Source organism: Pelagerythrobacter marensis (assembly GCF_001028625.1).
Classification (GTDB): domain Bacteria; phylum Pseudomonadota; class Alphaproteobacteria; order Sphingomonadales; family Sphingomonadaceae; genus Pelagerythrobacter; species Pelagerythrobacter marensis.
Window position 1 is genome coordinate 1,809,212 of sequence record NZ_CP011805.1, and the last position, 21,958, is coordinate 1,831,169.

Consider the following 21,958-nt stretch of genomic DNA (forward strand, 5'->3'; position numbering starts at 1 on the left):
TATCTTCGCTATGTCTTCCAGCCGCCATGTTGCAGGATCTCGATGCCATCCTCCTCGCGAGGATCCAGTTCGCCTTCACGGTGAGTTTCCACTTCATTTTCCCGGCGTTTTCGATCGGGCTGGCGAGCTTTCTCGCCGTGCTGGAGGGGCTGTGGCTGAAGACCGGGCAGCAGCGATATCACGACCTGTTCAAATACTGGGTGAAGATCTTCGCCGTCGCCTTCGCAATGGGCGTCGTCTCCGGCATCGTCATGTCGTACCAGTTCGGCACCAACTGGGCGGTCTTTTCCGACAAGGCGGGGCCGGTGATCGGTCCGCTCATGGCTTACGAGGTGCTGACCGCATTCTTCCTAGAGGCCGGGTTCCTCGGCGTCATGCTGTTCGGGATGGAGAAAGTGGGGCGCAAGCTGCACTTCGCCGCGACCTGCATGGTGGCGCTGGGCACGTTCATTTCGGCCTTCTGGATCCTCAGCGTCAATTCGTGGATGCACACCCCGACCGGCTTCGTCATGGGCGACAACGGGCAGTTCCTGCCGGGCGAAAGCTGGTGGGACATCGTGTTCAACCCCAGCTTCCCCTATCGCCTGGTGCACACGGTGATCGCCGCCTATCTCACCACCGCCTTTGCCGTGGGCGGCGTGGGCGCGTGGCACCTGCTGAAGGACCGCACCAACGCCCATGCCCGGACGATGTTCTCGATGGCGATGTGGATGGCCGCACTGGTCGCGCCGGTGCAGATCTTCGCCGGCGACATGCACGGGCTGAACACGCTGGAGCATCAGCCGGCCAAAGTCATGGCGATGGAGGGGCATTATCAGAGCCACCCCGAGGGCGCGCCGCTGATCCTGTTCGGCATTCCCGATAGCGAGCGCGAGCGGGTCGACTATGCGATCGAAATTCCCAAGGCATCCTCGCTGATCCTCAAGCACGATCTGGACGCGCCGCTCGCCGGGCTCGACACGATTCCCGAGGAAGACCGGCCGCCGGTGGGGATCGTGTTCTGGTCGTTCCGGGTTATGGTCGGGATCGGCTTTGCCATGCTGGGCATCGGGCTGTGGAGCCTGATCGCGCGCTGGCGGGGCCGGCTCTACGACTGGCGCTGGCTCCACCGCGGGGCGCTGGCGATGGCGCCTTCTGGCTTCGTCGCGGTGCTCGCCGGGTGGATCACGACCGAGGTCGGGCGGCAGCCCTGGACCGTTTACGGCCTGCTGCGCACCGCCGACAGCGCCAGCCCGCTCGACGCGCCGGCGGTGGCGACATCGCTGGTCGCCTTCGTCGTCGTCTATTTCGCAGTCTTCGGCGCGGGCACCTGGTACATCCTGAAACTGATGGCAAAATCGCCGCACCCGGGCGAACGCGGGGTCAAGATGGGCGAACGCGGGCCGATCCGCACCGCCGGCATTACCCCAGGGCCGACGCAGAACCCCGGCGATCCCGACAGCCTGCCGCGCAACCGGAAGGAGGCCGAATGATGGACCTGCCGCTGATCTGGGCCTTTATCATCGCCTTCGCCGTCTTCGCCTATGTCGTGATGGACGGGTTCGACCTGGGCATCGGCGTGCTCTTCCCCGGTTTCGCGGTGGGGAAGGAACGCGACAGCGCGATGAATTCGATCGCGCCGGTGTGGGACGGGAACGAAACCTGGCTGGTCCTGGGCGGCGGCGGTCTGTTCGCCGCCTTCCCGCTGGCCTACGCCGTCGTCCTGCCGGCGACCTATCCGCTGATCATCGCCATGCTGCTGGGCCTGGTGTTCCGGGGCGTGGCGTTCGAATTCCGCTGGCGCGATCCGGCCCACCGCGCGCTCTGGGATGCCGCCTTCACCGGCGGATCGCTGGTCGCCGCGATGACGCAGGGGATGATCCTGGGCGCGCTGCTGCAGGGGATAGAGATCGACGGGCGCAATTACGGCGGAAGCTGGTGGAACTGGCTGACGCCCTATACCCTGCTGACCGGGCTGGGCACTGTCGCCGGATATGCCCTGCTGGGCAGCACCTGGCTGATCTGGAAGCTGGAAGGGCCGGCGCAGGACCATGCCCGGCGCATGGCCTTCCGCTCCGCGATCGCGACGCTGGCGCTGCTGGCGGCGGTCAGCCTCTATACCGTGTTCCTCGACGCGCAGTATTTCGATCGCTGGTTCTCGATGCCCAGCGTGCTGTTTGCGGCCAATGTTCCGCTGCTGACCGCGATCATCGCCTTCCTGCTGTTTCGCGGCATTGCCAAAGGCTGGGAAGCCGCGCCCTTCTGGCTCAGCCTGGCGCTGTTCTTCCTCGGCATGGCCGGGCTGGGCCTGTCGATGTTCCCCTATATCGTGCCGAACGAGATCACGATCTGGCAGGCCGCCGCGCCGCATAGCAGCCAGGCCTTCATGCTGGTGGGCGTGGCGATCACCCTGCCGCTGATCCTGGCCTATACCGCCTGGGCCTACTGGGTCTTCCGCGGCAAGGTCGGCCACGAAGGATATCATTGATGGAAGGGCCAGGCCGCAGCGCGGAGCGGCGGCCGCTGTGGCAGCGGCTGGCCTGGCTCGCGGCGATCTGGCTCGCCAGCGTCACCGTGCTGGGCGCGGTCGCCTGGGTCTTGAGGTTGTGGATCGCCTGATTCGGGGCCTGCTTCGCCGGTCGGCGGGTGAACGCCGGGAGCGCGCCCACACCCCATCCTCCGGCGGCGAACCCGGATCTGCAACGCCTGGCACTCGGATCGCGCGGCCGGTGCGGCACGCCAGGGGCGTGCGCGCGAGGGACGGGCGGTTGGCGGCATGTCTTGCGAACGACCGACGGGCGTGCAATCCGGCGTGAGGTCCACCGGCACGGCCCGATTGCCTCGCCGCCGCCGCGGTGGAGGCCCGGTTCGATCCTGCGGTTCCGGGTGGGCGGGCAAAAGCGGCCAGGACTCGCCAAAAGTCCGCCATCGCCCCGTGGCTGATCGGCCACGCCAGCGCACGGTGTAGGCTGCCCCGGGAAGACCCGCCGGCAGAGGCGGGTTCGCGCGGGCAAGGCACGCACCGTGATCATCCCTGTCCCGGCTTCCGGCGGAAGGGAGCGGCTTCCGGCTCCTGAGAACATACGCACCCGCAGCCTGTAAGCACCGCACGCCAGCCGCACCGGCCGCGCCGCCGTGAACGGAAGGCCAAAGCCCGGCCCGCCCCGGCGGAATAGAGACCTGTGCGCCGTCGACAGGACGCAGGCCCCGATCCTCGTTCGCCCGACGTTGAGGTCCGCCGGGCGATGGGCTTGATAACCAATATGGTTATATTTGTCAAAATAGTTGTGCCGATCTGCTGCGTCTGAGCGAGGGAGGAGGCAGGTCCTGTCGGCGGTCGGAGCGGATGGACGGGTTCGGACAAGGCCCCTCCGTCAGCCGCTTGCGCGGCTGCCACCTCCCCAACGCAAGTCGTTGGGGAGGACTGCCCCGGCGTCACCCGATCCTCCCCATCGTCTTGCGGAGGGGGACCGCTCGCGCAGCGCGTGGTGGAGGGGGCCGTCCCGGCAGGCACCCCGTGCCAATACCTTTACCGCCATTGCATATCATGATATGTATCATGATAATATCACTCCCGCAGGAGGTTCATCATGCCGCTTTCCGTATTTGCCACGATCAGCCCGAAGCCCGCGCATTTCGACCAGGCGCGATCGGCTGTTCGCGAAATCCTGGCCCCGACGCGCGCCGAAAGCGGCTGCCTCGCCTTCGACCTTCATGAAGGCGAGGGAAACGGGCAGCTCCATCTCTATGAAGTGTGGACCGATCGGGCCGCGCTCGATGCGCATTACCGGCAGGACTATACCCGCGCGGTGTTCGAACAATACGAAGACTGGCTGGCCGAACCGGTCGCGATCGTCTTCATGCAGCCGGTGGAGGGGCCTGCGTGTTCTTCCTGAAGGATCTGCCCTCGGCCCGCATGATCGAAGGCTATGCCGCCGCGCATGGCGTTCCCGCGCAGGCGGTGGGGGAAGCGCTGACGATGATGCGCCGCGCCAGCCTGCTGATCCGCCGGCTGGAAAGCTATTTCGCGGACCACGGCCTGTCGCAGCTCCGCTTCCTGTTCCTGATCGTGATCGACCGCGAGCCGGACCGCGAAACGCTGACCGTGGGCGAGATCACCGACCGGCTCGACGTCGCAGGCCCGGTGGTCGCACGCACCCTGCGGACGCTGGAACGCGACGGCCTGGTCGCCGCCGCGAAAGACCGCAGCGATGCACGCGCCAAACATGTCCGCCTGACGGACGAAGGCCACGCCATGCTGGAACGCCTGCTGCCCGGCTACTTCGCGATTCTCGCCGACGAGATGGACGGCGCGGGGTAAAGCGCTCGCCGCCGCCCGTCTCGCCCGCCGAAGCCGATCACTCCTCCCAGCCGAGCACTTTGTCGACGCTGCCGCGGGTGACGGCGTGGTAGCCGGGGCGGGTTTCGGCGTAGATGCGCTTCGCGATTGCAGCGCCCCAGTCGCCTTCTTCCGCCAGGGTGCCGAACAGCGGGCGGACGAACTTGGCGCGGCCGACTTCGGCGAGGAAGCTTTCCGCCTGCGGTACGGCGGGCGCGTAGCGATTGGCCAGCGCGAGATCGAGCCACAGGAACAGTTCCTCGTTATTGCCCGTCGCGGCGAGGCCGAGCTGCCGGTCGAGCGCGGCGAGCTGCTGCGCCGTGCGGTCGCGCGGCACCTGGCGCAGGAACCGCTGCCGCTCTGCCGAAGTCCAGCCGCGCCAGGTCTGCGCCGCCGGGATCGTGCCGCTGGCGGCATAGGCGGCGGACGCGCTGTCGACCGCCGCGAAGGCCGCCGGGTCGGGCTTCGCAACATTGGCCGGCAGGCCGGGTTCGAAGATCCATTCGCGCAGCATCAGCCGCTCCGCCTCCGCCGCATTGCGCGCGAGGTTGGTCCGCATGTCTTCGTAGATCATGTTCGAGGTCGCCGGCTGGAAGGCGTGGTTGTCGAACCACTGGCGCAGCCAGGCGTCGAAACGCTCGCGCCCGACCTTGCTTTCCAGCGTGCGCAGGAAGGCCGCGCCCTTGTTGTAAACGATCGCGCTGCCCGCGCTGTCGGTCCCTTCCGGGTGGTGCAGCGCGGTGCCGGGGGCATCGCGGCCCACTTCGTCCAGCGTTTCGAGGATCGCCATGTAATCCAGCGCAGCCTCCTGCCGGGCGCGCGTTTCGCCGTAGATTTCCTCCACGATCCGGTTTTCGAAGTACGAGGTGACGCCTTCGTTCAGCCAGCCGTCGCCCCAGACGGCGTTGGTCACCAGGTTGCCCGACCACGAATGGGCCAGTTCGTGCGCGACCAGCCCGGTCAGGCTGCGGTCGCCGGCGATGAAGGTCGGTGTCAGGAAAGTCATGACCGGGTTTTCCATCCCGCCATAGGGGAAGGCGGGCGGCAACACGATCATGTCGTAGCGGCCCCAGCGATAGGGGCCGTAGAGCTTCTCCGCCTCTTCCACCATGTCCTCGGTATCGGCGACTTCGTGGTGCGCGCGGTCGAGCATGTCGGGTTCCGCCCAGACGCCGGTGCGTGGGCCGATCGCGCGGAAATCGATGTCGCCCGCGGCAATCGCGATCAGGTAGGGCGGGACCGGCTTGTCCATCACGAAGGTGAAGGCGCGGCGGCCCTGCCCGTTTTCATCGTTGCCGAGCGTTTCGGGGTCGCCCTGCGCGACGCCCGACATGACCACGTCCAGCGGCTCGGGCGCGGTGATCCGCGCGCGCCAGGTCTGGCGGATGCCGGGGCTGTCCTGCGTCGGGATCCAGCTGCGGTTGAGGATCGCCTGCCCCTGGCTGAACAGGAACGGATGCTCGCCGCCCGCGGTCTGTTCGGAGGCGAGCCATTGCAGGGCATCGGCCTGCGGATTGGCGGCGTAATGGATCACGATCTGCCGCGCCTGCCCGTCATCGGTGCGAAGCGAGACGGTGACCGGTTCGCCCTTGCCATCGACCCGCGGGCCGACTTCGAAGGGAAGCGCCCGGCCCTGCCCGTCGGTCACCCGGTCGATCACCAGGCCATTGCTGTCGAGCACGATCTGCGCCGCGTCCTCGCGCGCCAGGATGTCCAGCGTGGCAGTGCCGGCCACGCGCTTGCGTTCGAAATCGAGCGCAAGGTCGAGATCGACGTGCGTCACCCGCGCGACCTGCGGCTGTGCGAAGGTCGCGCTGTCCACCGCATCGGGCGTGGTCAGGATCGGCGCCACCAGCCGTTCCGCCTGTGCGGCGGCGGGGGTCTGCGCGTCCATCGTGGCGCAGGCGGTGGTGGACAGGAGGATGGCGAGAACTGCGGCAGTGGAACGCATGGGGGAACGCATGGGAATCTCCGGGGAGTTGTCATGGGACCGGGCGGGTCCGAACGGAAAGCTCTATACCGGCGGCCCGCTCAGCTCCAGACCGCTTGCGGGGGCAGGCTCATCAGGATGGCATCGATATTGCCGCCGGTCTTCAGGCCGAACAGCGTGCCGCGATCATACACCAGGTTGAATTCGGCGTAGCGGCCCCGCCATTCGAGCTGGGTCTGGCGGTCCGCATCGGTGAACGGTTCTGCCATCCGCCGGCGTACGATGCGCGGGAAGACGTCGAGGAACGCGCGGCCAACATCCTGGGTGAAGGCGAAATGCCGTTCCCATGCCGCGCCGTCCCCCTCTTCGCCGCCGCCCGCCTCGCCCGGCGGCCCTTCGCATTCGAGGTGGTCGTAGAAGATACCGCCGACCCCGCGATGCACCCCGCGATGAGGGATGAAGAAGTAATCGTCCGCCCACTTGCTGAACCGTTCGTAATACGTCGGGTTGTGCGCGGCGCAGGCGGCGCGGAAGGCGGCGTGAAATTCCTCGGTATCCTCCGCCCGCGGGATCGGGGGATTCAGATCCGCCCCGCCACCGAACCAGGCCCTGGCCGTGGTCAGGAAACGGGTGTTCATATGCACCGCCGGGACATGCGGATTGGCCATGTGCGCGACCAGGCTGATCCCGGTCGCGGTGAAGGCCGGGTTCTCCGCCGCCCCGTGCACCGTGCGGGCGAATTCGGGCGCGAAAGTGCCGTGGACGGTGGACACGTTGACGCCCACTTTCTCGAACACTTCGCCCTTCATCGCCCCGCGCACCCCGCCGCCGGGATTGTCGTTGCCGTCTTCCTCCCGCTGCCAGGGCACGTATTCGAACGCGGCCTGCGACCCCGCCTCGCGCTCGATCGCCTCGAACTCGGCACAGATGCGATTCCGCAGGTCCTCGAACCAGTCTTTCGCGCGGGCGGTATAGGGGGTCCAGTCGGTCATCGCGCCAACCCTTGCCAAGCGCAGCGGCGTGGGGCAAGAGCGGACCATGGTTCCCCTTTCGTTCGCAGGCGAGGAATTTGCCCTCACGCGCGCCAACGCGCTCTACTGGCCGCGCGAACGGGCGCTGCTGGTGGCCGACCTGCATTTGGAAAAGGCCAGCTTTTACGCCCGCCACGGGCAGATGCTGCCGCCTTACGACAGCCGCGAGACGCTGGAACGCGTCGCGCTGGCGATCCGCGAAACCGATGCCCGCCGGGTCTATACCCTGGGCGACAATTTCCACGACAACGAAGGCAGCGCCCGGCTGGAAGATCACGCGGCGGGAATGCTCGCCGCGCTGACCCGCGCGACCGACTGGGTGTGGATCACCGGCAATCACGATCCGGCGATGGAAGCGCGCAGCGGCGGCACGATCGCGCGCGAGCTGGACATTGCCGGTGTCGTCCTGCGCCATCAGGCCCAGGCGGGGGAGACGCGGCCCGAACTGTCGGGGCATTACCACCCGCGCCTGCAGGTGACCGTGCGCGAACGCCACATCCGCCGCCCCTGCGCGGTCGTGGCCGAAGGGGGCGAAGGCGCCGGCGGGCGGATGATCCTGCCGGCCTTCGGCGCATTGACCGGGGGCATGAACGCCGCCGATCCGGCGATCCGCGCGGCGATGCAGCCGGCGGAGCGGATCGACGCGGTCCTGCCCCTGCGCGGACGGCTGGCCCGCTTCCCCCTGTGGCGCCAGGCGGCGTGACCGGGATGCAGCCGCGCAACACCCCGCGCGCGCCATCGCGAAGGCCCCTAGCGAATCCCGGCGTTTCGGCTTACATGGGGCGCTTCCATAACGGCAAACACCAGGAGACTGCCCCATAGCCCGTCCCCCTCGGCGCTCATTCCAACCGCCCGTGAAGAGCGGCCCGCGCTTTGACAACATGATCCAGTCCGACAAGGTTCGCGTCATCGATCACGAGGGTGAAAACCTCGGCGTGATGTACACCCGCGAAGCGATCGAACAGGCGGCCGATGTCGGCCTGAACCTCGTCGAGGTTTCGCCCAACGCCGACCCGCCCGTGTGCAAGTTCCTCGACGTGGGCAAGTACCGGTACGAGGCTCAGAAGAAGGCAAACGCCGCGCGCAAGACGCAAAAGACGCAGGATATCAAAGAGATAAAGATGCGTCCGAACATCGACGATCACGATTACGATGTGAAAATGCGCAACGTGAACAAGTTCATCGAGAACGGCGACAAGGTGAAAGTCACCCTGCGTTTCCGCGGGCGCGAAATGGCGCACCAGCAGCTCGGCATGAACCTGCTCCGCCGCGTTCAGGAAGACGTGGACGAAATCGCCAAAGTCGAGGCGTTTCCCCGCCTCGAAGGGCGCCAGATGCTGATGGTGCTGGCCCCGAAATAGGCGGCAGGACGCAGCCGCCTTCGGCAGGGCCGGGGCGGCGCGATTCCCGAAATCGTTTTCAATAAGGCTGAAGCGGCGCCGGACGGCACCGTTTCAACGAAAACGAACCTATTCGACCCGGAAATCGAGAATCGTGAAGCGCGCGGGTGCGGTGGCGAACACGCCGTGTCCGCGCCCGCCGCTCGATCCGAGAACGAACCCGACCCGCACGGCGTCGTCCAGCGCCGCCTCGAACGCCTCGGGCGCGCTTCGCCGGTTGGCGCCCTGCACCGCGACCCAGTTGGCGTCGAGCGGCACGGACACTTCGTGCGTGCCCGGCGTAACCGGCCCCATCAGCGCAGCAGGCGCGTACCAGCGATAGGTGGCATAGCGGCCGCGCGCCTTCCAGTTATCGCCCCGCCGCTGGAAATAGAGCGACAGGGTCGCCTCGCGGTCCGGGACCTCCTGCGGCACGAAACGCACGCCCCGTTCCCCCTCGATCCGATAGCGCAGGACGATCCGCCGCGCCCCGGTCAGCGGACCAGTCTGCCGCGTCACGTAATGCACGTGGCCCGCGCGCGCGGTGGGCCAGGGAAAATCGAAAAAGGCATGATCGCCCGCCCGCGTCGCCGTGATCGGCATCCCCGGCGAAAGGCTGCGCCCCTTGTAAAGCGGGCCGATCTGCCATTCCCCCGCCTGCTGCCTGGCCAGTTCGGCCAGACGGGAAAGCTGCGCCCCGGCAGGGGTGGCGATCAGCGCCGCGAGCGGCAGGGCCGCCAGCGAAGCGGCAATGGCAAGGGTTCGGATCATGGCCGCGGATATAGCTGCCCGTGGTTTAGCCTGCGCTGAACGCCGCACGGCAAATAGCGGTTGCACCGCATCCGCCCGCCCTGCACTCTGAGCGATAACGACAGACGCCTCGGCAAGAGGCACGCGACGGGAGCGGGGATTGAACGCACAGCGGATCGGGCTGGCTTTGGGGGCTGCGGCACTGGCGGGGAGCGTGTTCGTTCCCTTGCCCGGCGGAATGCCGCGCGAGGCGATGATCGTCGCCGGGCTGGTCGTGCTGATGGCGGCCTGGTGGATGACAGAGGCGATCCCGCTGACCGCGACCGCGCTGATGCCCTTCGTCGTTCTGCCGCTGGCCGGGATCATGACCGCCAAGGATGCGGCCAGCGCCTATTACGAACCGATCCTGTTCCTCCTGCTGGGCGGGGCCTTCATCGCTCTGGCGATCGAACGCACCGGCCTGCACCGGCGGCTGAGCCTGGCGATCCTGAAAAGCGTGGGCGGCAGCGGCACGGGCGGTTCGGCGCGGCTGCTGCTGGCCTTCATGGTCAGCGCGGCGCTGCTGTCCATGCTGATATCGAACACCTCGACCGCGCTGATCATGATGCCGATGGCGCTGGCAGTGCTGGCCGGCGGCGGCCTGCCCGCCGAAGACAGCGAAGGGCTGGCCGGCGCGCTGCCGATGGGGATTGCCTTTGCCGCCAGCATCGGCGGGCTCGGCACGATCGTGGGGTCGCCGACCAACGGGATCGCGGTCGCGCTGATCGACACGATGACGGGGACGCGGATCACCTTCGCGCAGTGGATGCTCTATGGCGTGCCGGTCGTCCTGCTGGGCGTGCCGCTGGCCGCGTGGATCGTCGGCCGGGTGCAGAAAGTGGCCGATCATCCGTTCGACATTGCCGCCGCGCGCGCCGCGATCGACGATCGCGCGCCCTGGACCACGGCGGAAAAGCGGCTGGTCCCGATCATCGCAATCACCTTCCTGCTGTGGCTGACGCAACTGCTGGTCGCGCCCCTGCTGCCGCCGGGATCGTGGACCGACGGGACCATCGCGATCATCGCCGCGCTGGTACTGTTCGTCCTGCCCGACGGGACCGGGCGGCCGATGCTGGTATGGAAGGAAGCGGACCGCGCGCCCTGGGGCGTCATCATGATGTTCGGCGGCGGGCTGGCGCTGGCGGCGGGGATGCAGGCATCGGGCCTCGCCGACTGGCTGGGCCAGGCACTGCTGCCGCTGGAGGCGCTGCCGCTGATCGTGATCGCGCTGGCCATCGTCGCGCTGGTCGTGCTGGTGACCGAATTCGCCAGCAATGTCGCCACCGCGAGCGCGATCGTCCCGGTCGTCGCCAGCCTGGTGGTCGCGCTGGGGGCCGATCCGATCCTGCTGGCCATGCCCGCCGCACTGGCGGCAAGCTGGGGCTTCATGCTGCCCGCCGGCACCGGCCCCAATGCGATTGCCTGGTCCACCGGGCACATCCGCATCACCCGCATGGTCGGCGCCGGCGTGCTGCTCGACCTTGCCGGGATCTTCCTGATCGTCGCCTGCGTATGGGGCATGGCCGCCATCGTCGGCTGACCCCCGCGTGCGCGAGTGAGTTGAAACCGCGCAGGTGCGGCGGTATTCGCGGCGATGTTATCGGCATCGGGCGGAGATGCGTTCCTGCGGAGGTTAGGAACGGGCGCCGCGCGGTCGCCATTTCAGCTCCTGCCTTCCTGGGAGCGTGACGCAAGGAAGGACATTCCCATGCCCGACGCAATCGATTCGACCGACAAGCCCACCCCGCGCCGCAACCCGAAGCCGGAACCGACGCGGATCGACGGCCGCCAGCTCAAACCCAGCACGCTGATGATGGGCCACGGTTACGATCCCGTATTGTCCGAGGGCTCGCTGAAGCCGCCAATCTTCCTCACCAGCACGTTCGCCTTCGAAAGCGCGGCCGCGGGCAAGCGCCATTTCGAAGGGATCACCGGCCTGCGCCCCGGCGGCGCGGAAGGGCTGGTCTATTCGCGCTTCAACGGCCCCAATCAGGAAATCCTGGAGGACCGGCTGGCGATCTGGGACGGGGCGGAAGATGCCCTGTCGTTCTCCAGCGGGATGACGGCGATCTGCATCCTCATGCTCGCCTATGTCTCCGCCGGCGACGTGATCGTCCATTCCGGCCCGCTCTATGCCGCGAGCGAGGGCTTCGTGGCGAAAGTCCTCTCGCGCTTCGGCGTGACCTATATCGACTTCCCCGCCGGCGCGACGCGGGAGGAGCTGGACGACGTGCTCGCCCGCGCCAAGGCCCGGGCCGATGAACAGGGCGGCAAGGTGGCGATGATCTACCTCGAAAGCCCCGGCAACCCGACCAATGCCCTGGTCGATATCGAGGCGGTGCGCGATGCGCGCGATGCCGCGCTGGACGGCGACGTGACGCCGATCGCGATCGACAACACGTTCCTCGGCCCGCTGTGGCAGCGCCCGCTGGACAACGGGGCGGACATCGTCGCCTATTCGCTGACCAAGTACGTCGGCGGTCATTCCGATCTCGTCGCCGGCAGCGTGGCCGGGGCGAAGCGCTGGATGGACCCGGTCCGCGCCCTGCGCAACACGATGGGCGGGATCGCCGATCCCAACACCGCGTGGATGCTGCTCCGCTCGCTGGAAACGGTCGAGCTGCGGATGCAGCGCGCGGGCGAGAACGCGGCGAAAGTCTGCGAATTCCTGGCCCAGCATCCGAAAGTCGTCGGCCTCGGCTATCTCGGCATGATCAAGGACGCGCGGCAGAAAGACATCTACCAGCGCCACTGCTTCGGCGCGGGGTCGACCTTCTCGCTGTTCATCGAAGGGGGCGAGGCCGAATGCTTCCGCTTCCTCGACGCGCTGAAAGTCGCCAAGCTGGCGGTCAGCCTGGGCGGGACCGAAACGCTTGCCAGCCACCCGGCTTCGATGACGCACCTCTCGGTGCCCGAAGGGCGTCGGGCGGAACTGGGCATTTCGGACAATCTCGTGCGCATTTCCATCGGGATCGAGGATGCGGACGACCTGATCCGCGACTTCGATCAGGCGCTGGAAGCCGTCTGATGATCCAGGTCGGTTTTCTCGCCTGTGCCGACACCCTGCCGGGCGACGGGCCGCGGCGCGGCGACGCGTTCGAGCATGATCTCGAAGTCGCGGCGCTGCGCCCGGCCCTCGCCGCGCGGGGGATGGAACTGGTGGAAATCGACTGGCGCGCGCCCATTGACGGGTTCGCCGCGCTCGACGCGGTCCTGCTAGGCACGCCGTGGGATTACCAGGACCGGGCCGACGAATTCGTCGCCCGGCTGGAAGATCTGGAGGCGCGCGGCGTGGCGGTCCACAACCCGCCCGCCGCGGTCCGCTGGAACCTCGACAAGTGGTACTTGCGCGAGCTGGGCGATGCGGGCGCGACGATCGTGCCGACCGCCTGGGAAGACAACCCCGGCCGGGCCGAAGTGGCCGCGGCAATGGACGCCTTCGCCACCGACCGGGTGGTGGTGAAGCGGCGGATCGGCGCGGGCGGGCTGGGCCAGCACAGCTTCACCCGCGACACCCTGCCCGAAGATGGCTGGACGATGGGCCGGGCGGCGATGATCCAGCCGTTCCTGCCCGCCATCGTGGAGGAAGGCGAATTCACGCTGGTCTTCGTGGACGGCGCGTTCTCCCACGCGGTCAACAAGCGCGCGGCCAAGGGCGAATACCGCATCCAGTCGCTGTTCGGTGGCACCGAAGCGCCCTATTCACCCGGCGCACATGATCTTGCCCAGGCCGCCGAAGTCGTCGCCGCCCTGCCCTTCGACGACCTGCTCTATACCCGCGTGGACATGGTCCGCCTGCCATCGGGCGAACTGGCGGTGATGGAAGCGGAACTGATCGAACCTTTCCTCTATCCCCGGCAGAGCCCCGAATTCGGCGATCGCATGGCCACCGCACTGGCCGCGCGGCTGGGGTAGACTGGTCGCTGGGCCGGGTGCGCGACAGCGCGGCGGGCAGCCCGGCGCATGCCTAGCCTTTCCACTCGCGGCGTTCTTCCGCCTTGCGCAGCACTTCGTAGGCGAGTTGCAGGGCCTGGAAGCGCTTGGCCGCTTCGGCATCGCCGGGTTTCACGTCGGGATGCACTTCCTTGGCGCGGTTGCGGTAGGCTTTCTTGATCGCGGGAAAATCGGCGTCCGTTTCCAGGCCCAGCACATCGAGCGCGCGCATTTCGTCGGCGGAGCGTGAACCGTCGCCGCTGCCGCCCCAGCCATAGTGCTGCGCTTCGGCATAACCGGCGTTTTCCGCCCGTTCCGCCTTCGCGCGCTCTTCCTTCTCCAGCTTGTCCAGGCCTTCGAAATAGTCCCACCGGGAATTGTATTCGGCGGCATGGCGCTGGCAGAAATACCACCGGTCGGGGCTGTTCGGTGCCTTGGGCGCGGGGCAATCGCCCGGCTCCTCGCACCCATGCCGGTCGCACAGGCGCACCGTGGTTGCATCGCGCGCGGAACCATAGCCGCGCCAGCGCGGAAAACCCCAGTCGAGAGAGCGGCGTGCGCGGCTCAAACCGCGCACCCGGATGACGTTTGTCGAATGATCATTGTGGTCAGTCTAGGCATCGTTGCGCCCGGTGGGAAGCGCAGGCAGGCCAGCCATGCAAAAAATGCTGCGCCGCAACATGGCGTTCATAATAGCTGCGCTATAGGCCGCGGCAGAACAACGATGGATTTGTGTGAATGAGCCGGCAACTGACATTTTCCGCCACGGTGAGCGTTCTTGTCATGGCGCTGTTCGTGATCGCATCCGGGTTCGAACCGGCAGTCAACCCCGCCGTGGACGGATCGGCGCCCTTCCCCTTCGCGGTTCAGATCGGCCTGAACTGAGCGAACCTGAACTGAACGAAACGGCCGCGCCCGCCTGTGCGGGGCGCGGCCGGTCCGTGCTTCAGTTGACCACTACGCTGACCGCGCGGCGGTTCTGCGCCCATGCGCTCTCGTTCGAACCGAGGGCGACGGGGCGTTCCTTGCCGTAGGAAACCGTGCGGATGCGATTGGCGGCGAGGCCCAGGCTGACCAGATAGTTCTTGGCCGCATTCGCCCGGCGTTCGCCCAGCGCGAGGTTGTATTCGCGCGTACCGCGTTCGTCGGCATGGCCTTCGACGGTGATCGAGATATTCGGATACTGCGCAAGATACTGCGCCTGCGTCTGCAGGGCGGCCATGTCCGCGCTGTCGATATTGTACCGGTCCGTGTCGAAATAGATCACGTTCCGGCCATTCACCGCATTTTCGAAATGCGCCTGGGTGCCCAGAACGGGGCCGGTCGGCTGAGCCGGGCCGGTTGGCGCGCTGGTGGTGGGCGACGGTTCGGGCGGCAGCGATTCGGGCGGTTCCTTCTTGCAGGCCGCAAGCGCGGCGGTTCCGGCGAGAAGGGCGACGGTTGCAAATCGTAGTTTCATCGAGGTTTCCTCATGCCAAGATTGGGTTGCGACCCCAACGACCCGAAAAAGGGTGACACATCAAAGAATGCACTCAGGGGAGAATCGGTCCCCAGGCCGGGTCCGACGCATCCACCGGCGTCGGCAGTCTCCTTTCATTACGGCCGGTGAGGTCCACCTGCCAGAGCGACGTCTTGCCCGAACCGCGCTCGGTACGGAAGAACTGGATGATGCGGCCGTTCGGGCTCCATGTCGGTGCCTCGTCCTGCCAGCCGTTGGTCAGCGTGCGCAAGTTGCTCCCCTGCGGGCTCATCACCGCGATGTTGAAATCGCCGGCGATGCGGGTGAAGGCGATCTGGTCGCCGCGCGGGCTCCATTCCGGCGTCGCCGCGCGCCCGCCGAAGAAAGTCAGCCGCCGCTGGTTCGAACCGTCGGCATCCATGACGTAGATCTGCTGCGACCCCGAACGGTCGCTTTCGAACACGATCTTGCTGCCGTCGGGTGAATAGGACCCGCCGATGTCGATCCCCGGCGCACTGGTCAGTCGCACGCTCGGCCCCCCTTCGGCGGATACGCGATAGATATCGGTATTGCCGGCAACCGCCATCGAATAGAGAATCCAGCGGCCATCGGGGCTCCACCGCGGGGCGATGGTCGGGTTGCTGTTTTCGGTCACCAGCGTCTGCCGCCCCGAACCGATGTCGTAAACGTAGATCCGCGGATTGCCGTCGACGTAGGAAAGATAGAGCAGCTTGCGGTAATCGGGCGAATAGCGCGGCGTGAGCGCAGTGGAGCGCCCGGTCGTGATGAAGCGATGATTGGCCCCATCCGAATCCATGATTGCGAGCCGCTTCACCCGCTTATCCTTCGGCCCGGTTTCGGCGATATAGGCGATCCGGCTGTCGAAGAACGGATCTTCGCCCGAAAGGCGGGAATAGACGAGATCGGCGCACTTGTGCGCCGCGCGCCGCCAGTCCGCGGGCGGGACGACCCAGCCTTCGCGCACCAGCTCGCTCTTCAGCGCCATGTCATAGAGGTAGCAACCGACCACCAGCTTGCCGTCGCCCCGCGCCCGGACGTAGCCGTGCACCAGCATTTCCGCGCCGCGGCTGGACCAGGTGGACCAGTTGGGCGCGGTGATCTGCGCGAAAGTCGGCTGGGGCAGCGCATCCGGGCCGACCGGCTTGAACAGGCCGTTGTTCTTCAGATCGTTGAACACGATCCGCGCCAGTTCCTTGCCCAGCGCCGCCGTGCCCGACGAATTGGCCGGGGTGGGCGCGTCGCGATCGGTGGCGAAGCCTGGAATTGCGATGCCGAGATCCTGCCATTCGCTTTCGTCGGTGACGGTAAAGGTCAGGCCGCCATCTTCGGCCTGGGCCTGCTCTATCGTCTCGACCTCCCCGCCCGTGGGCACCGGCGTGCCGAGGTCGCTGGCCGAGGCGGTCGGCGGGGCTTCCTGCTGGGCCGCGGCCGGGGCGGTTACGAGGGCGAGCGTAAAGAGAGCTAGGATCGGTTTCATCGCGAAAGGTTCCTGTCGAATCTGGCGCCGTCGATGGACTTCCAGGCGTTGTAATATTCGGGCGGCAGGTCGAACGGCGCCGCCAGCTGGACCGCGCGGATCGCACGTTCGGCGTGCAATGCCTTCTGCGGCCGGTTCGCGGCGGTTTCGCCCGACTGGCTGACAACGCGCGGGGTGCCGGCAAGGCTCCCGTCTTCGTTGAGGCGGAAGGAAAGAATGGTCACCAACTGGTCGGCATCCGCGCCCTGGGGGGCCGACCAGTGCGGCTTGATCTGGCGAATAATCGCCTGAACGATCGAAGCCTTCGCGCTGGCGCCGATCTGGCTGGCCGGGATGCGCGTTTCCTCGGTCGTGGTGCTCGATCCCGCGCCGCCCAGAAAATCGCTGCCGATCCGGGTGCCGCCGCTGCGCTGCGAGGCGCTGCGGTCGGGCTGCGCCTCGCGCCGGGGCGGTTCGCGGCGGGGTTGTTCACGGCGGGGCTGTTCACGGGCCGGTGTCGCCTCGCGCCGGGGCGCGGTGGTGGCGCGCGGGCGCGGCCGTTCCGCCGGTGCCGGACGGTCCACCTGGGGCGGAGACGGCAGTTCGATTGCCGGCGCCGCGACCGGGGCCGGGCTATCGCTCAACGTCGGGGCGATCGCCGCGCGGCTTTCCGCCACCGGATCGGGGGAAACCGCAACCGGCCCGACATCTTCGGCCAGGCTGACCGTCATCCGTTCGGGAATCGGCGGCGGGTCCGACGCGCGCGGCTGGATCAGCAGCAGCACGACCAGTCCCACATGCAGCGCCACGGCAATGCCGAGGGCGATCCGTTCTTCGGAAGTCAGGGCGACGCTTGCCATCTCGTCTGCCAGCTATGGGGCCGAAACTGAACCATGGGTGACCAGTGCAATCCGATTGCAGCCGGCCCGGTTCAATTCACCCATCACCGCCATGACGCGCCCGTAATCGAGCGAACGATCGGCACGCAGCGTCATCTGCCGTCCCGCGCCCGCATCGCAGCCCAGATCGACCAGCCGGTCGGGCAATTCGCCAGGGGCCAGCGGGCTGTCGTCGAGGTAGATCGTGCCATCGCCGGTGATCGCGACGGTCACTTCCTGCTGATCCTGCGGCAGGGCATTGGCGCGGCTGTCGGGCAGGTCCACCGGCACCCCGGCGGTCAGCATCGGGGCGGTGACCATGAAGATGATCAGCAGCACCAGCATCACGTCGACCAGCGGCGTCACGTTGATTTCGGCCATTGGCGTGCGGCGGCTGCCGCGCGCGCGCCGCCCCGTCCGGGCCAGACCCATTGCCATTACAACCGCTCCAGTTCGCGGCTCAGGCTGGCGTGGAAACGATCGGCGAAGCGCTGCAGGCGCGCCTCGAACGCGTTCACGGCATGGCTGAAACGGTTATAGGCGATGACGGCGGGGATCGCGGCGAACAGGCCGATGGCGGTGGCGAACAGCGCCTCCGAAATGCCCGGCGCGACGACCGCGAGCGAGCTCGATTCCTGCGCGCCGATCTGGAAGAAGCTGTTCATGATGCCCCAGACGGTGCCGAACAGCCCGACGAACGGCGCGACCGAACCGACCGTGGCAAGGAAGTTGAGGCGCGAAGCCAGTTCGTCCGCCTCTTCCGCCACCTGGCCTTCCATCGCCAGCGCCACGCGGTCGCGCAGGCCGTCGCGATCTTTCACCCCGCCCTTGGTCGACCGACGCCATTCGGACATGCCCGCCCCCGCGATCCGCGCGATCGGCACGTTGCGCTTGGCATGTTGCTGCATGAACCCGTCGAAATCGTCGGTGCGCCAGAAGTCCGCTTCGAACGCGGTTGCCCGGCGCCGCACGCCGCCCATCCGCATGGAGAACGAAACGATGATCATCCAGGTCCAGATGCTCGCCGCAATCAGGCCGACCATCACGAGCTGGACCACGATGTCGGCATCGAGAAACAGTTGCACCGGATCGAGCCGGTTCGGCGTTGCCGCCGCGAGTTGCGATAGGATCATTGCGGTTCTTCTTCACTGGAGAGGAGGGACTTGAAAGCTTCCTGCCACGCCTGGGGCTGGCGGCGCGGGCGCCCGTCGGGGGCGACGAAGCCGACCCTCAGGTCAGCTTCTGCCAGCAGTTCGTCGCCGCGCAGCGCACGCTGGTGCATTCGGCAGCTCGCGGCACGAAGCTGGGTGCAATAGGTTTCGATCACGATGTCGTCGTCGAGCCTGGCCGGGCGCAGATAGCGGATCGAAAGGTCGGCGACGGCATAGGCCCCCTCCCCCGCCTCGATCGCGGCGCGCTGATCGATCTCCAGCCGGCGCAGCAGATCGGACCGCGCGCGTTCGAACCAGCGCAGGTAATTGGCGTGATAGGCCACCTGCGACAGATCGGTATCCTCGTAATAGACGCGCACGGCATAAAGGTGCCGGGTGCCGTCGATCAGGCCATCGGGAGGGGTCGGGCGCAACGTCATCGTCGCGCGCGCCTTAGCGGATCGCGGACTCGCCAAGCAAACGAAACTGTCAGCCGTGGCTATTTCGCGATCATCCGCCCCAGCGATTCGCCGCCAAAAATGTGGACGTGGAGGTGCGGAACTTCCTGCCCGCCGTGCTGGCCCAGGTTGGCGAGCAGGCGATAACCCGGCTCCACCAGCCCCTTGTCCCGCGCGACTTTGCCCACCGCGCGCACGAATCCGGCGATTTCGGCGTCGCTGGCCGTGGTGCTGAAATCATCCCAGCTTACATATTTGCCCTTGGGGATCACCAGCGTGTGGATCGCCGCCTGCGGATTGATATCCTCGAAGGCATAGGCCCATTCGTCCTCGTACACTTTGGTAGAGGGGATTTCGCCGCGCAGGATCTTCGCGAAGATATTCTCGTCATCGTAAGGCTGGGTCGCGTCGATCGGCATCATTCGCTCCTGGAAGCTTTTTCGTCGAGGCCCGAAACGCCTTCGCGCCGGTCGAGTTCGGCAAACACGTCGGCAAGCGCGATCTCGCGCGCGGAAAGCAGGACCATCAGGTGGAACAGGACATCGGCCGCCTCCCCCACCAGCTCCTCCCGCGATCCGGACAGGGCGGCGACGGCGGCTTCCACCGCTTCCTCGCCCACCTTGCGCGCGATGACGGGCAGGCCGCGATCGTGCAGCCGGGCGACATAGCTGGTGTCGGGGTCGGCATCGCGCCGCTGCGCGATCGTGTGTTCGAGACGGGCCAGTGCATCCATGCGGTCATGCAATGCGGATGGCCGGGCGCGCGGTCAATCCCGATATGCAGCCACTCTGGCAACGCCGTGCCGCTTGCGGCCGCCAGTACGGCCGGGGCCCATCGCCACGGCATCCTCGGACAAGTCATCGAGCAGGTCGGCCAGCCTGCGGTCGTGGACTTCAGCCTCGGCCTGCGAAAGCTGCAGGGCCGCCGTCGTGCTCGAATCCTTCAACGCGCGGGCAGCGGCACGGGCCGTTTCGGTCGCAGCGAGCTTCGCCTGCAGCGCCTTGCGCACGGCGCCGACGATCGCGAGGTCGAGCAACGGCCCGTGATCGATCATCTGCGTGTCGCGGTCCGCATCGTCGAGGATGCCCGCCATCCACAGATTGTCCGGCCCAGAATGCTTGCCGCCGGTCATGAACAGCCGGTCGGCGCACATGCCTGCCACCGAAGCCATTTCGTGGAGAGTCAGTTGAAGCGCCGAAGACTCCGCGTGCTGCGCCAGTTCCGGAAGACGACGAAAGAGCTGCCGCGCACCGGCAGCCACATCCCACATGCAAAGCTGCAGGAAATCGTCGAGATTCTCTGGAGAGGACATGCAGCGTCAAATGCGCTGCCAATCCCGATGTTCCCGGGATCAGGCTATATGCAACATTTATTGCCCTGGCGGAAATAACCGCCGCCTGGCAATCTTCGAATATTTCCCTGGATGGCAGATCTGGATCAAAGGCGGGAAATCCTGCGCACTATCCGGCCTGCCGCTGCCCACCCACCTGAATTGCACCGAGATGGCCGAGCGTTTCCGCCGCCAGCCGCTGACCCGCCGCGATCGCGCGGTCCCGATCCGCGCCGGTCAGACGGGCGTGAAGGTATCCGGCATTGAAGGCATCGCCCGCTCCGCTGGAATCGACCACGCTGACAGGTTCGACCGGGAAGCCGGCCGTTTGCCCGTCCATTGAATGATAGCATCCCCTTTCACCGGCCTTGACGATCACTTCGGGGCAACCGGCATCGTGCCATCGTGCGGCGATCCCCGTCTCCGGGATATCGTCGGCAAACAGCTGATGTTCATCGACATTGGTCGGCAGGCCCAGCGTGGCCGCACCCGCGGCAGCCAGCGATACCGCCTGCGCCTGCGCCGCGTCGGGCCACAGGCGCAGGCGATAGTTGCTGTCGTAAGCGACCGCCCGCCCCGCCGCCTTGCGCGTGCGGGCGAGATCCAGCAGCATCCGCTGCCCGGAATCGCCCACCACCGCGAGCGAAATGAGGCTGAAATAGACCAGATCGCACGTCTGGGCCTGTTCCAGCGTAGCGGCCATTGCAGGCAGGGCGAACATCTCGCGCGCGGCGCTGTGATCGCGCCAGTAAAGGAAGCTCCGCTCCCCCGCCTGGTCGAGATGGATTGCATAGATGCCGGGCGAACGGTCGGGATGGCGATGGACGTGGGTGACGTCGATCCCCTCGTCCTGCCAGGCGCGAACCAGCGCATCGCTGATCGGGTCGGTCCCGACCGCGGTGACATAGGCCACATCGAGCCCCCGCCGGGCCATGTGGATTGCGGTGTTCAGCGTATCCCCGCCATACCGCAATCCGGCCCCCCCGAGGCTGTGATACTCCAGCATCGCCTCGCCGAAGATGAAGATCTTCATCCCGTCCGTTTCCCCCGGCTTCCCCGTCAGGAGAAGAACGTGCCGCCGTTGATGTCGATGTTCGCCCCGGTGACGAAGGCGGCTTCTTCACTGGCGAGCCAGGCGACCGTGGTGGCGACTTCTTCCGAATTGCCCTGCCGGCGCAGCGGCGTCGCAGCGGCGACGTTCTTGCGCACTTCATCCTTGGTGAAGGTATCGTGGAACGTGGTCGCGATCATGCCCGGGCACAGAGCGTTGACGCGAATGCCCTTGGGCCCCAGTTCCTTCGCCATGGCACGGGTGAAGGTCATAACCGCGCCCTTGGACGTGGCATAGGCGCAGGCGCCCGGCCCGCCGCCGTCGCGCCCCGCCTGCGAAGCGAAGTTCACGATGGCCGAACCTTCGGGCATATGCGGCACCGCCGCCTTGGTGACGAGGAAGGCCGAAGTCGCATTGAGCTGCATGACGTGGTTGAAGAACGCTTCGTCCATCGCGTCGAGCGGGCGCCGTTCGACCATGCCGCCGGCAACGTTGACCACGATGTCGACTGCGTTGCCGAAGGCTTCGCGGGTTTCCGCGACCAGCCGCTCGACATCGTCCGCGACAGTGACGTCGGCACGCACTTTCACCGCCTCGCCGCCCGCCTGGCGGATCGCATCGACCACCGCATCGGCAGCGCTTTCGTCCGAACGGTAGTTGACCGCCACTTTCGCCCCGCATTTCGCGAGTTCGACTGCCACCGCCGCGCCGATGTCGCGGCTCGCGCCGGTAACGATGGCAACCTTGTTGGTAAGATCCGTCATGTGTTGATTA

At 67.0% G+C, this 21,958-nt stretch carries 26 protein-coding genes; 11 read left to right on the forward strand and 15 right to left on the reverse strand.

All coding sequences use genetic code 11. The features are described from left to right. Nucleotides 1-26 precede the first annotated feature (26 nt). From AM2010_RS08640 to AM2010_RS08655, 5 genes are all read left to right on the forward strand, one after another. A complete protein-coding gene (locus AM2010_RS08640) occupies nt 27-1,472 on the forward strand; it encodes a cytochrome ubiquinol oxidase subunit I (RefSeq protein WP_047806726.1) in 1,446 nt (481 codons plus the stop codon). Continuing rightward, a complete protein-coding gene (gene cydB, locus AM2010_RS08645) occupies nt 1,469-2,467 on the forward strand; it encodes a cytochrome d ubiquinol oxidase subunit II (RefSeq protein ID WP_047806727.1) in 999 nt (332 codons plus the stop codon). The genes AM2010_RS08640 and cydB overlap by 4 nt, the downstream gene beginning before the upstream one ends. Beyond that, on the forward strand, nt 2,467-2,598 hold the full coding sequence (locus AM2010_RS14035; RefSeq protein ID WP_082132851.1) for a DUF2474 domain-containing protein: 132 nt from the start codon (nt 2,467-2,469) through the stop codon (nt 2,596-2,598). The genes cydB and AM2010_RS14035 overlap by 1 nt, the downstream gene beginning before the upstream one ends. 971 nt (nt 2,599-3,569) lie before the next feature. Continuing rightward, nucleotides 3,570-3,875, forward strand: a complete 306-nt coding sequence (locus tag AM2010_RS08650) for a putative quinol monooxygenase (RefSeq protein ID WP_047806728.1) — start codon at nt 3,570-3,572, stop codon at nt 3,873-3,875. Continuing rightward, nucleotides 3,863-4,300 carry a MarR family winged helix-turn-helix transcriptional regulator gene (locus AM2010_RS08655; RefSeq protein ID WP_047806729.1) on the forward strand — a complete coding sequence of 146 codons (438 nt, stop codon included), beginning with the start codon at nt 3,863-3,865 and terminating at the stop codon, nt 4,298-4,300. Before AM2010_RS08650 ends, AM2010_RS08655 begins: the two co-directional genes overlap by 13 nt. 37 nt (nt 4,301-4,337) lie before the next feature. On the opposite strand, the gene AM2010_RS08660 is transcribed toward AM2010_RS08655, so the two are convergent. Together AM2010_RS08660 and hemF are read right to left on the reverse strand one after the other, a co-directional pair. After that, the gene (locus AM2010_RS08660; RefSeq protein WP_047806730.1) at nt 4,338-6,269 is read right to left on the reverse strand and encodes a M1 family metallopeptidase; all 1,932 of its coding nucleotides are present in this window, start codon (nt 6,267-6,269) and stop codon (nt 4,338-4,340) included. A gap of 80 nt (nt 6,270-6,349) precedes the next feature. Next, on the reverse strand, nt 6,350-7,240 hold the full coding sequence (gene hemF / locus AM2010_RS08665; protein ID WP_047806731.1) for an oxygen-dependent coproporphyrinogen oxidase: 891 nt from the start codon (nt 7,238-7,240) through the stop codon (nt 6,350-6,352). A 46-nt stretch (nt 7,241-7,286) separates the two neighbouring features. Here hemF and pdeM point away from each other — a divergent pair, with 46 nt between their 5' ends. Both pdeM and infC read left to right on the forward strand, forming a co-directional pair. Next, entirely contained in the window at nt 7,287-7,982 is a 696-nt protein-coding gene (pdeM, locus tag AM2010_RS08670) for a ligase-associated DNA damage response endonuclease PdeM (RefSeq protein ID WP_047806732.1), read from the forward strand. A 178-nt stretch (nt 7,983-8,160) separates the two neighbouring features. After that, on the forward strand, nt 8,161-8,640 hold the full coding sequence (gene infC / locus AM2010_RS08675; RefSeq protein WP_047807837.1) for a translation initiation factor IF-3: 480 nt from the start codon (nt 8,161-8,163) through the stop codon (nt 8,638-8,640). Nucleotides 8,641-8,748: 108 nt separating this feature from the next. On the opposite strand, the gene AM2010_RS08680 is transcribed toward infC, so the two are convergent. Continuing rightward, nucleotides 8,749-9,429 carry a hypothetical protein gene (locus AM2010_RS08680; RefSeq protein WP_047806733.1) on the reverse strand — a complete coding sequence of 227 codons (681 nt, stop codon included), beginning with the start codon at nt 9,427-9,429 and terminating at the stop codon, nt 8,749-8,751. 139 nt (nt 9,430-9,568) lie between these two features. On the opposite strand from AM2010_RS08680, the gene AM2010_RS08685 reads away from it, so the two are divergent. The 3 genes from AM2010_RS08685 to AM2010_RS08695 all read left to right on the forward strand — a co-directional run bounded on the left by AM2010_RS08685 (nt 9,569) and on the right by AM2010_RS08695 (nt 13,362). After that, nucleotides 9,569-10,987, forward strand: coding sequence for an SLC13 family permease (locus AM2010_RS08685; RefSeq protein WP_082132853.1), 1,419 nt, complete (start codon nt 9,569-9,571; stop codon nt 10,985-10,987). A 168-nt stretch (nt 10,988-11,155) separates the two neighbouring features. Then, nucleotides 11,156-12,475, forward strand: a complete 1,320-nt coding sequence (locus tag AM2010_RS08690; RefSeq protein ID WP_047806735.1) for a cystathionine gamma-synthase family protein — start codon at nt 11,156-11,158, stop codon at nt 12,473-12,475. Continuing rightward, complete coding sequence (locus AM2010_RS08695) at nt 12,475-13,362, forward strand: ATP-grasp domain-containing protein (RefSeq protein WP_047806736.1); 888 nt, start codon at nt 12,475-12,477, stop codon at nt 13,360-13,362. Before AM2010_RS08690 ends, AM2010_RS08695 begins: the two co-directional genes overlap by 1 nt. A gap of 52 nt (nt 13,363-13,414) precedes the next feature. Here AM2010_RS08695 and AM2010_RS08700 read toward each other — a convergent pair whose 3' ends face one another. Then, nucleotides 13,415-13,948 carry a J domain-containing protein gene (locus tag AM2010_RS08700; protein ID WP_047806737.1) on the reverse strand — a complete coding sequence of 178 codons (534 nt, stop codon included), beginning with the start codon at nt 13,946-13,948 and terminating at the stop codon, nt 13,415-13,417. A gap of 170 nt (nt 13,949-14,118) precedes the next feature. On the opposite strand from AM2010_RS08700, the gene AM2010_RS14200 reads away from it, so the two are divergent. Next, on the forward strand, nt 14,119-14,265 hold the full coding sequence (locus tag AM2010_RS14200) for a hypothetical protein (RefSeq protein WP_156178726.1): 147 nt from the start codon (nt 14,119-14,121) through the stop codon (nt 14,263-14,265). Between the two features lie 61 nt (nt 14,266-14,326). On the opposite strand, the gene pal is transcribed toward AM2010_RS14200, so the two are convergent. The 11 genes from pal to AM2010_RS08755 all read right to left on the reverse strand — a co-directional run bounded on the left by pal (nt 14,327) and on the right by AM2010_RS08755 (nt 21,948). Next, nucleotides 14,327-14,839: a peptidoglycan-associated lipoprotein Pal gene (gene pal, locus AM2010_RS08705; protein WP_047806738.1), complete on the reverse strand. Its 513-nt coding sequence runs from the start codon at nt 14,837-14,839 to the stop codon at nt 14,327-14,329. Between the two features lie 73 nt (nt 14,840-14,912). Beyond that, nucleotides 14,913-16,337 carry a Tol-Pal system beta propeller repeat protein TolB gene (gene tolB, locus AM2010_RS08710; RefSeq protein WP_047806739.1) on the reverse strand — a complete coding sequence of 475 codons (1,425 nt, stop codon included), beginning with the start codon at nt 16,335-16,337 and terminating at the stop codon, nt 14,913-14,915. Then, nucleotides 16,334-17,176 (reverse strand): energy transducer TonB, encoded by an 843-nt coding sequence (locus AM2010_RS08715; RefSeq protein WP_047806740.1) that lies wholly within the window; start codon nt 17,174-17,176, stop codon nt 16,334-16,336. Before AM2010_RS08715 ends, tolB begins: the two co-directional genes overlap by 4 nt. Before the next feature lie 12 nt (nt 17,177-17,188). Then, nucleotides 17,189-17,632: an ExbD/TolR family protein gene (locus AM2010_RS08720; protein WP_047806741.1), complete on the reverse strand. Its 444-nt coding sequence runs from the start codon at nt 17,630-17,632 to the stop codon at nt 17,189-17,191. Beyond that, nucleotides 17,632-18,327 carry a protein TolQ gene (gene tolQ / locus AM2010_RS08725; RefSeq protein ID WP_047806742.1) on the reverse strand — a complete coding sequence of 232 codons (696 nt, stop codon included), beginning with the start codon at nt 18,325-18,327 and terminating at the stop codon, nt 17,632-17,634. The genes AM2010_RS08720 and tolQ overlap by 1 nt, the downstream gene beginning before the upstream one ends. After that, a complete protein-coding gene (locus tag AM2010_RS08730; protein ID WP_047806743.1) occupies nt 18,324-18,785 on the reverse strand; it encodes a YbgC/FadM family acyl-CoA thioesterase in 462 nt (153 codons plus the stop codon). The genes tolQ and AM2010_RS08730 overlap by 4 nt, the downstream gene beginning before the upstream one ends. A gap of 59 nt (nt 18,786-18,844) precedes the next feature. Then, nucleotides 18,845-19,222, reverse strand: a complete 378-nt coding sequence (locus AM2010_RS08735) for a histidine triad nucleotide-binding protein (RefSeq protein ID WP_047807838.1) — start codon at nt 19,220-19,222, stop codon at nt 18,845-18,847. Beyond that, complete coding sequence (locus AM2010_RS08740) at nt 19,222-19,536, reverse strand: phosphoribosyl-ATP diphosphatase (protein WP_047806744.1); 315 nt, start codon at nt 19,534-19,536, stop codon at nt 19,222-19,224. The genes AM2010_RS08735 and AM2010_RS08740 overlap by 1 nt, the downstream gene beginning before the upstream one ends. A gap of 33 nt (nt 19,537-19,569) precedes the next feature. Next, entirely contained in the window at nt 19,570-20,115 is a 546-nt protein-coding gene (locus AM2010_RS08745) for a DUF892 family protein (protein ID WP_082132854.1), read from the reverse strand. 148 nt (nt 20,116-20,263) lie between these two features. Further along, nucleotides 20,264-21,166, reverse strand: coding sequence for a sugar kinase (locus AM2010_RS08750; protein WP_053044024.1), 903 nt, complete (start codon nt 21,164-21,166; stop codon nt 20,264-20,266). Between the two features lie 26 nt (nt 21,167-21,192). After that, nucleotides 21,193-21,948, reverse strand: a complete 756-nt coding sequence (locus tag AM2010_RS08755; RefSeq protein ID WP_047806746.1) for an SDR family NAD(P)-dependent oxidoreductase — start codon at nt 21,946-21,948, stop codon at nt 21,193-21,195. Nucleotides 21,949-21,958 lie beyond the last annotated feature (10 nt).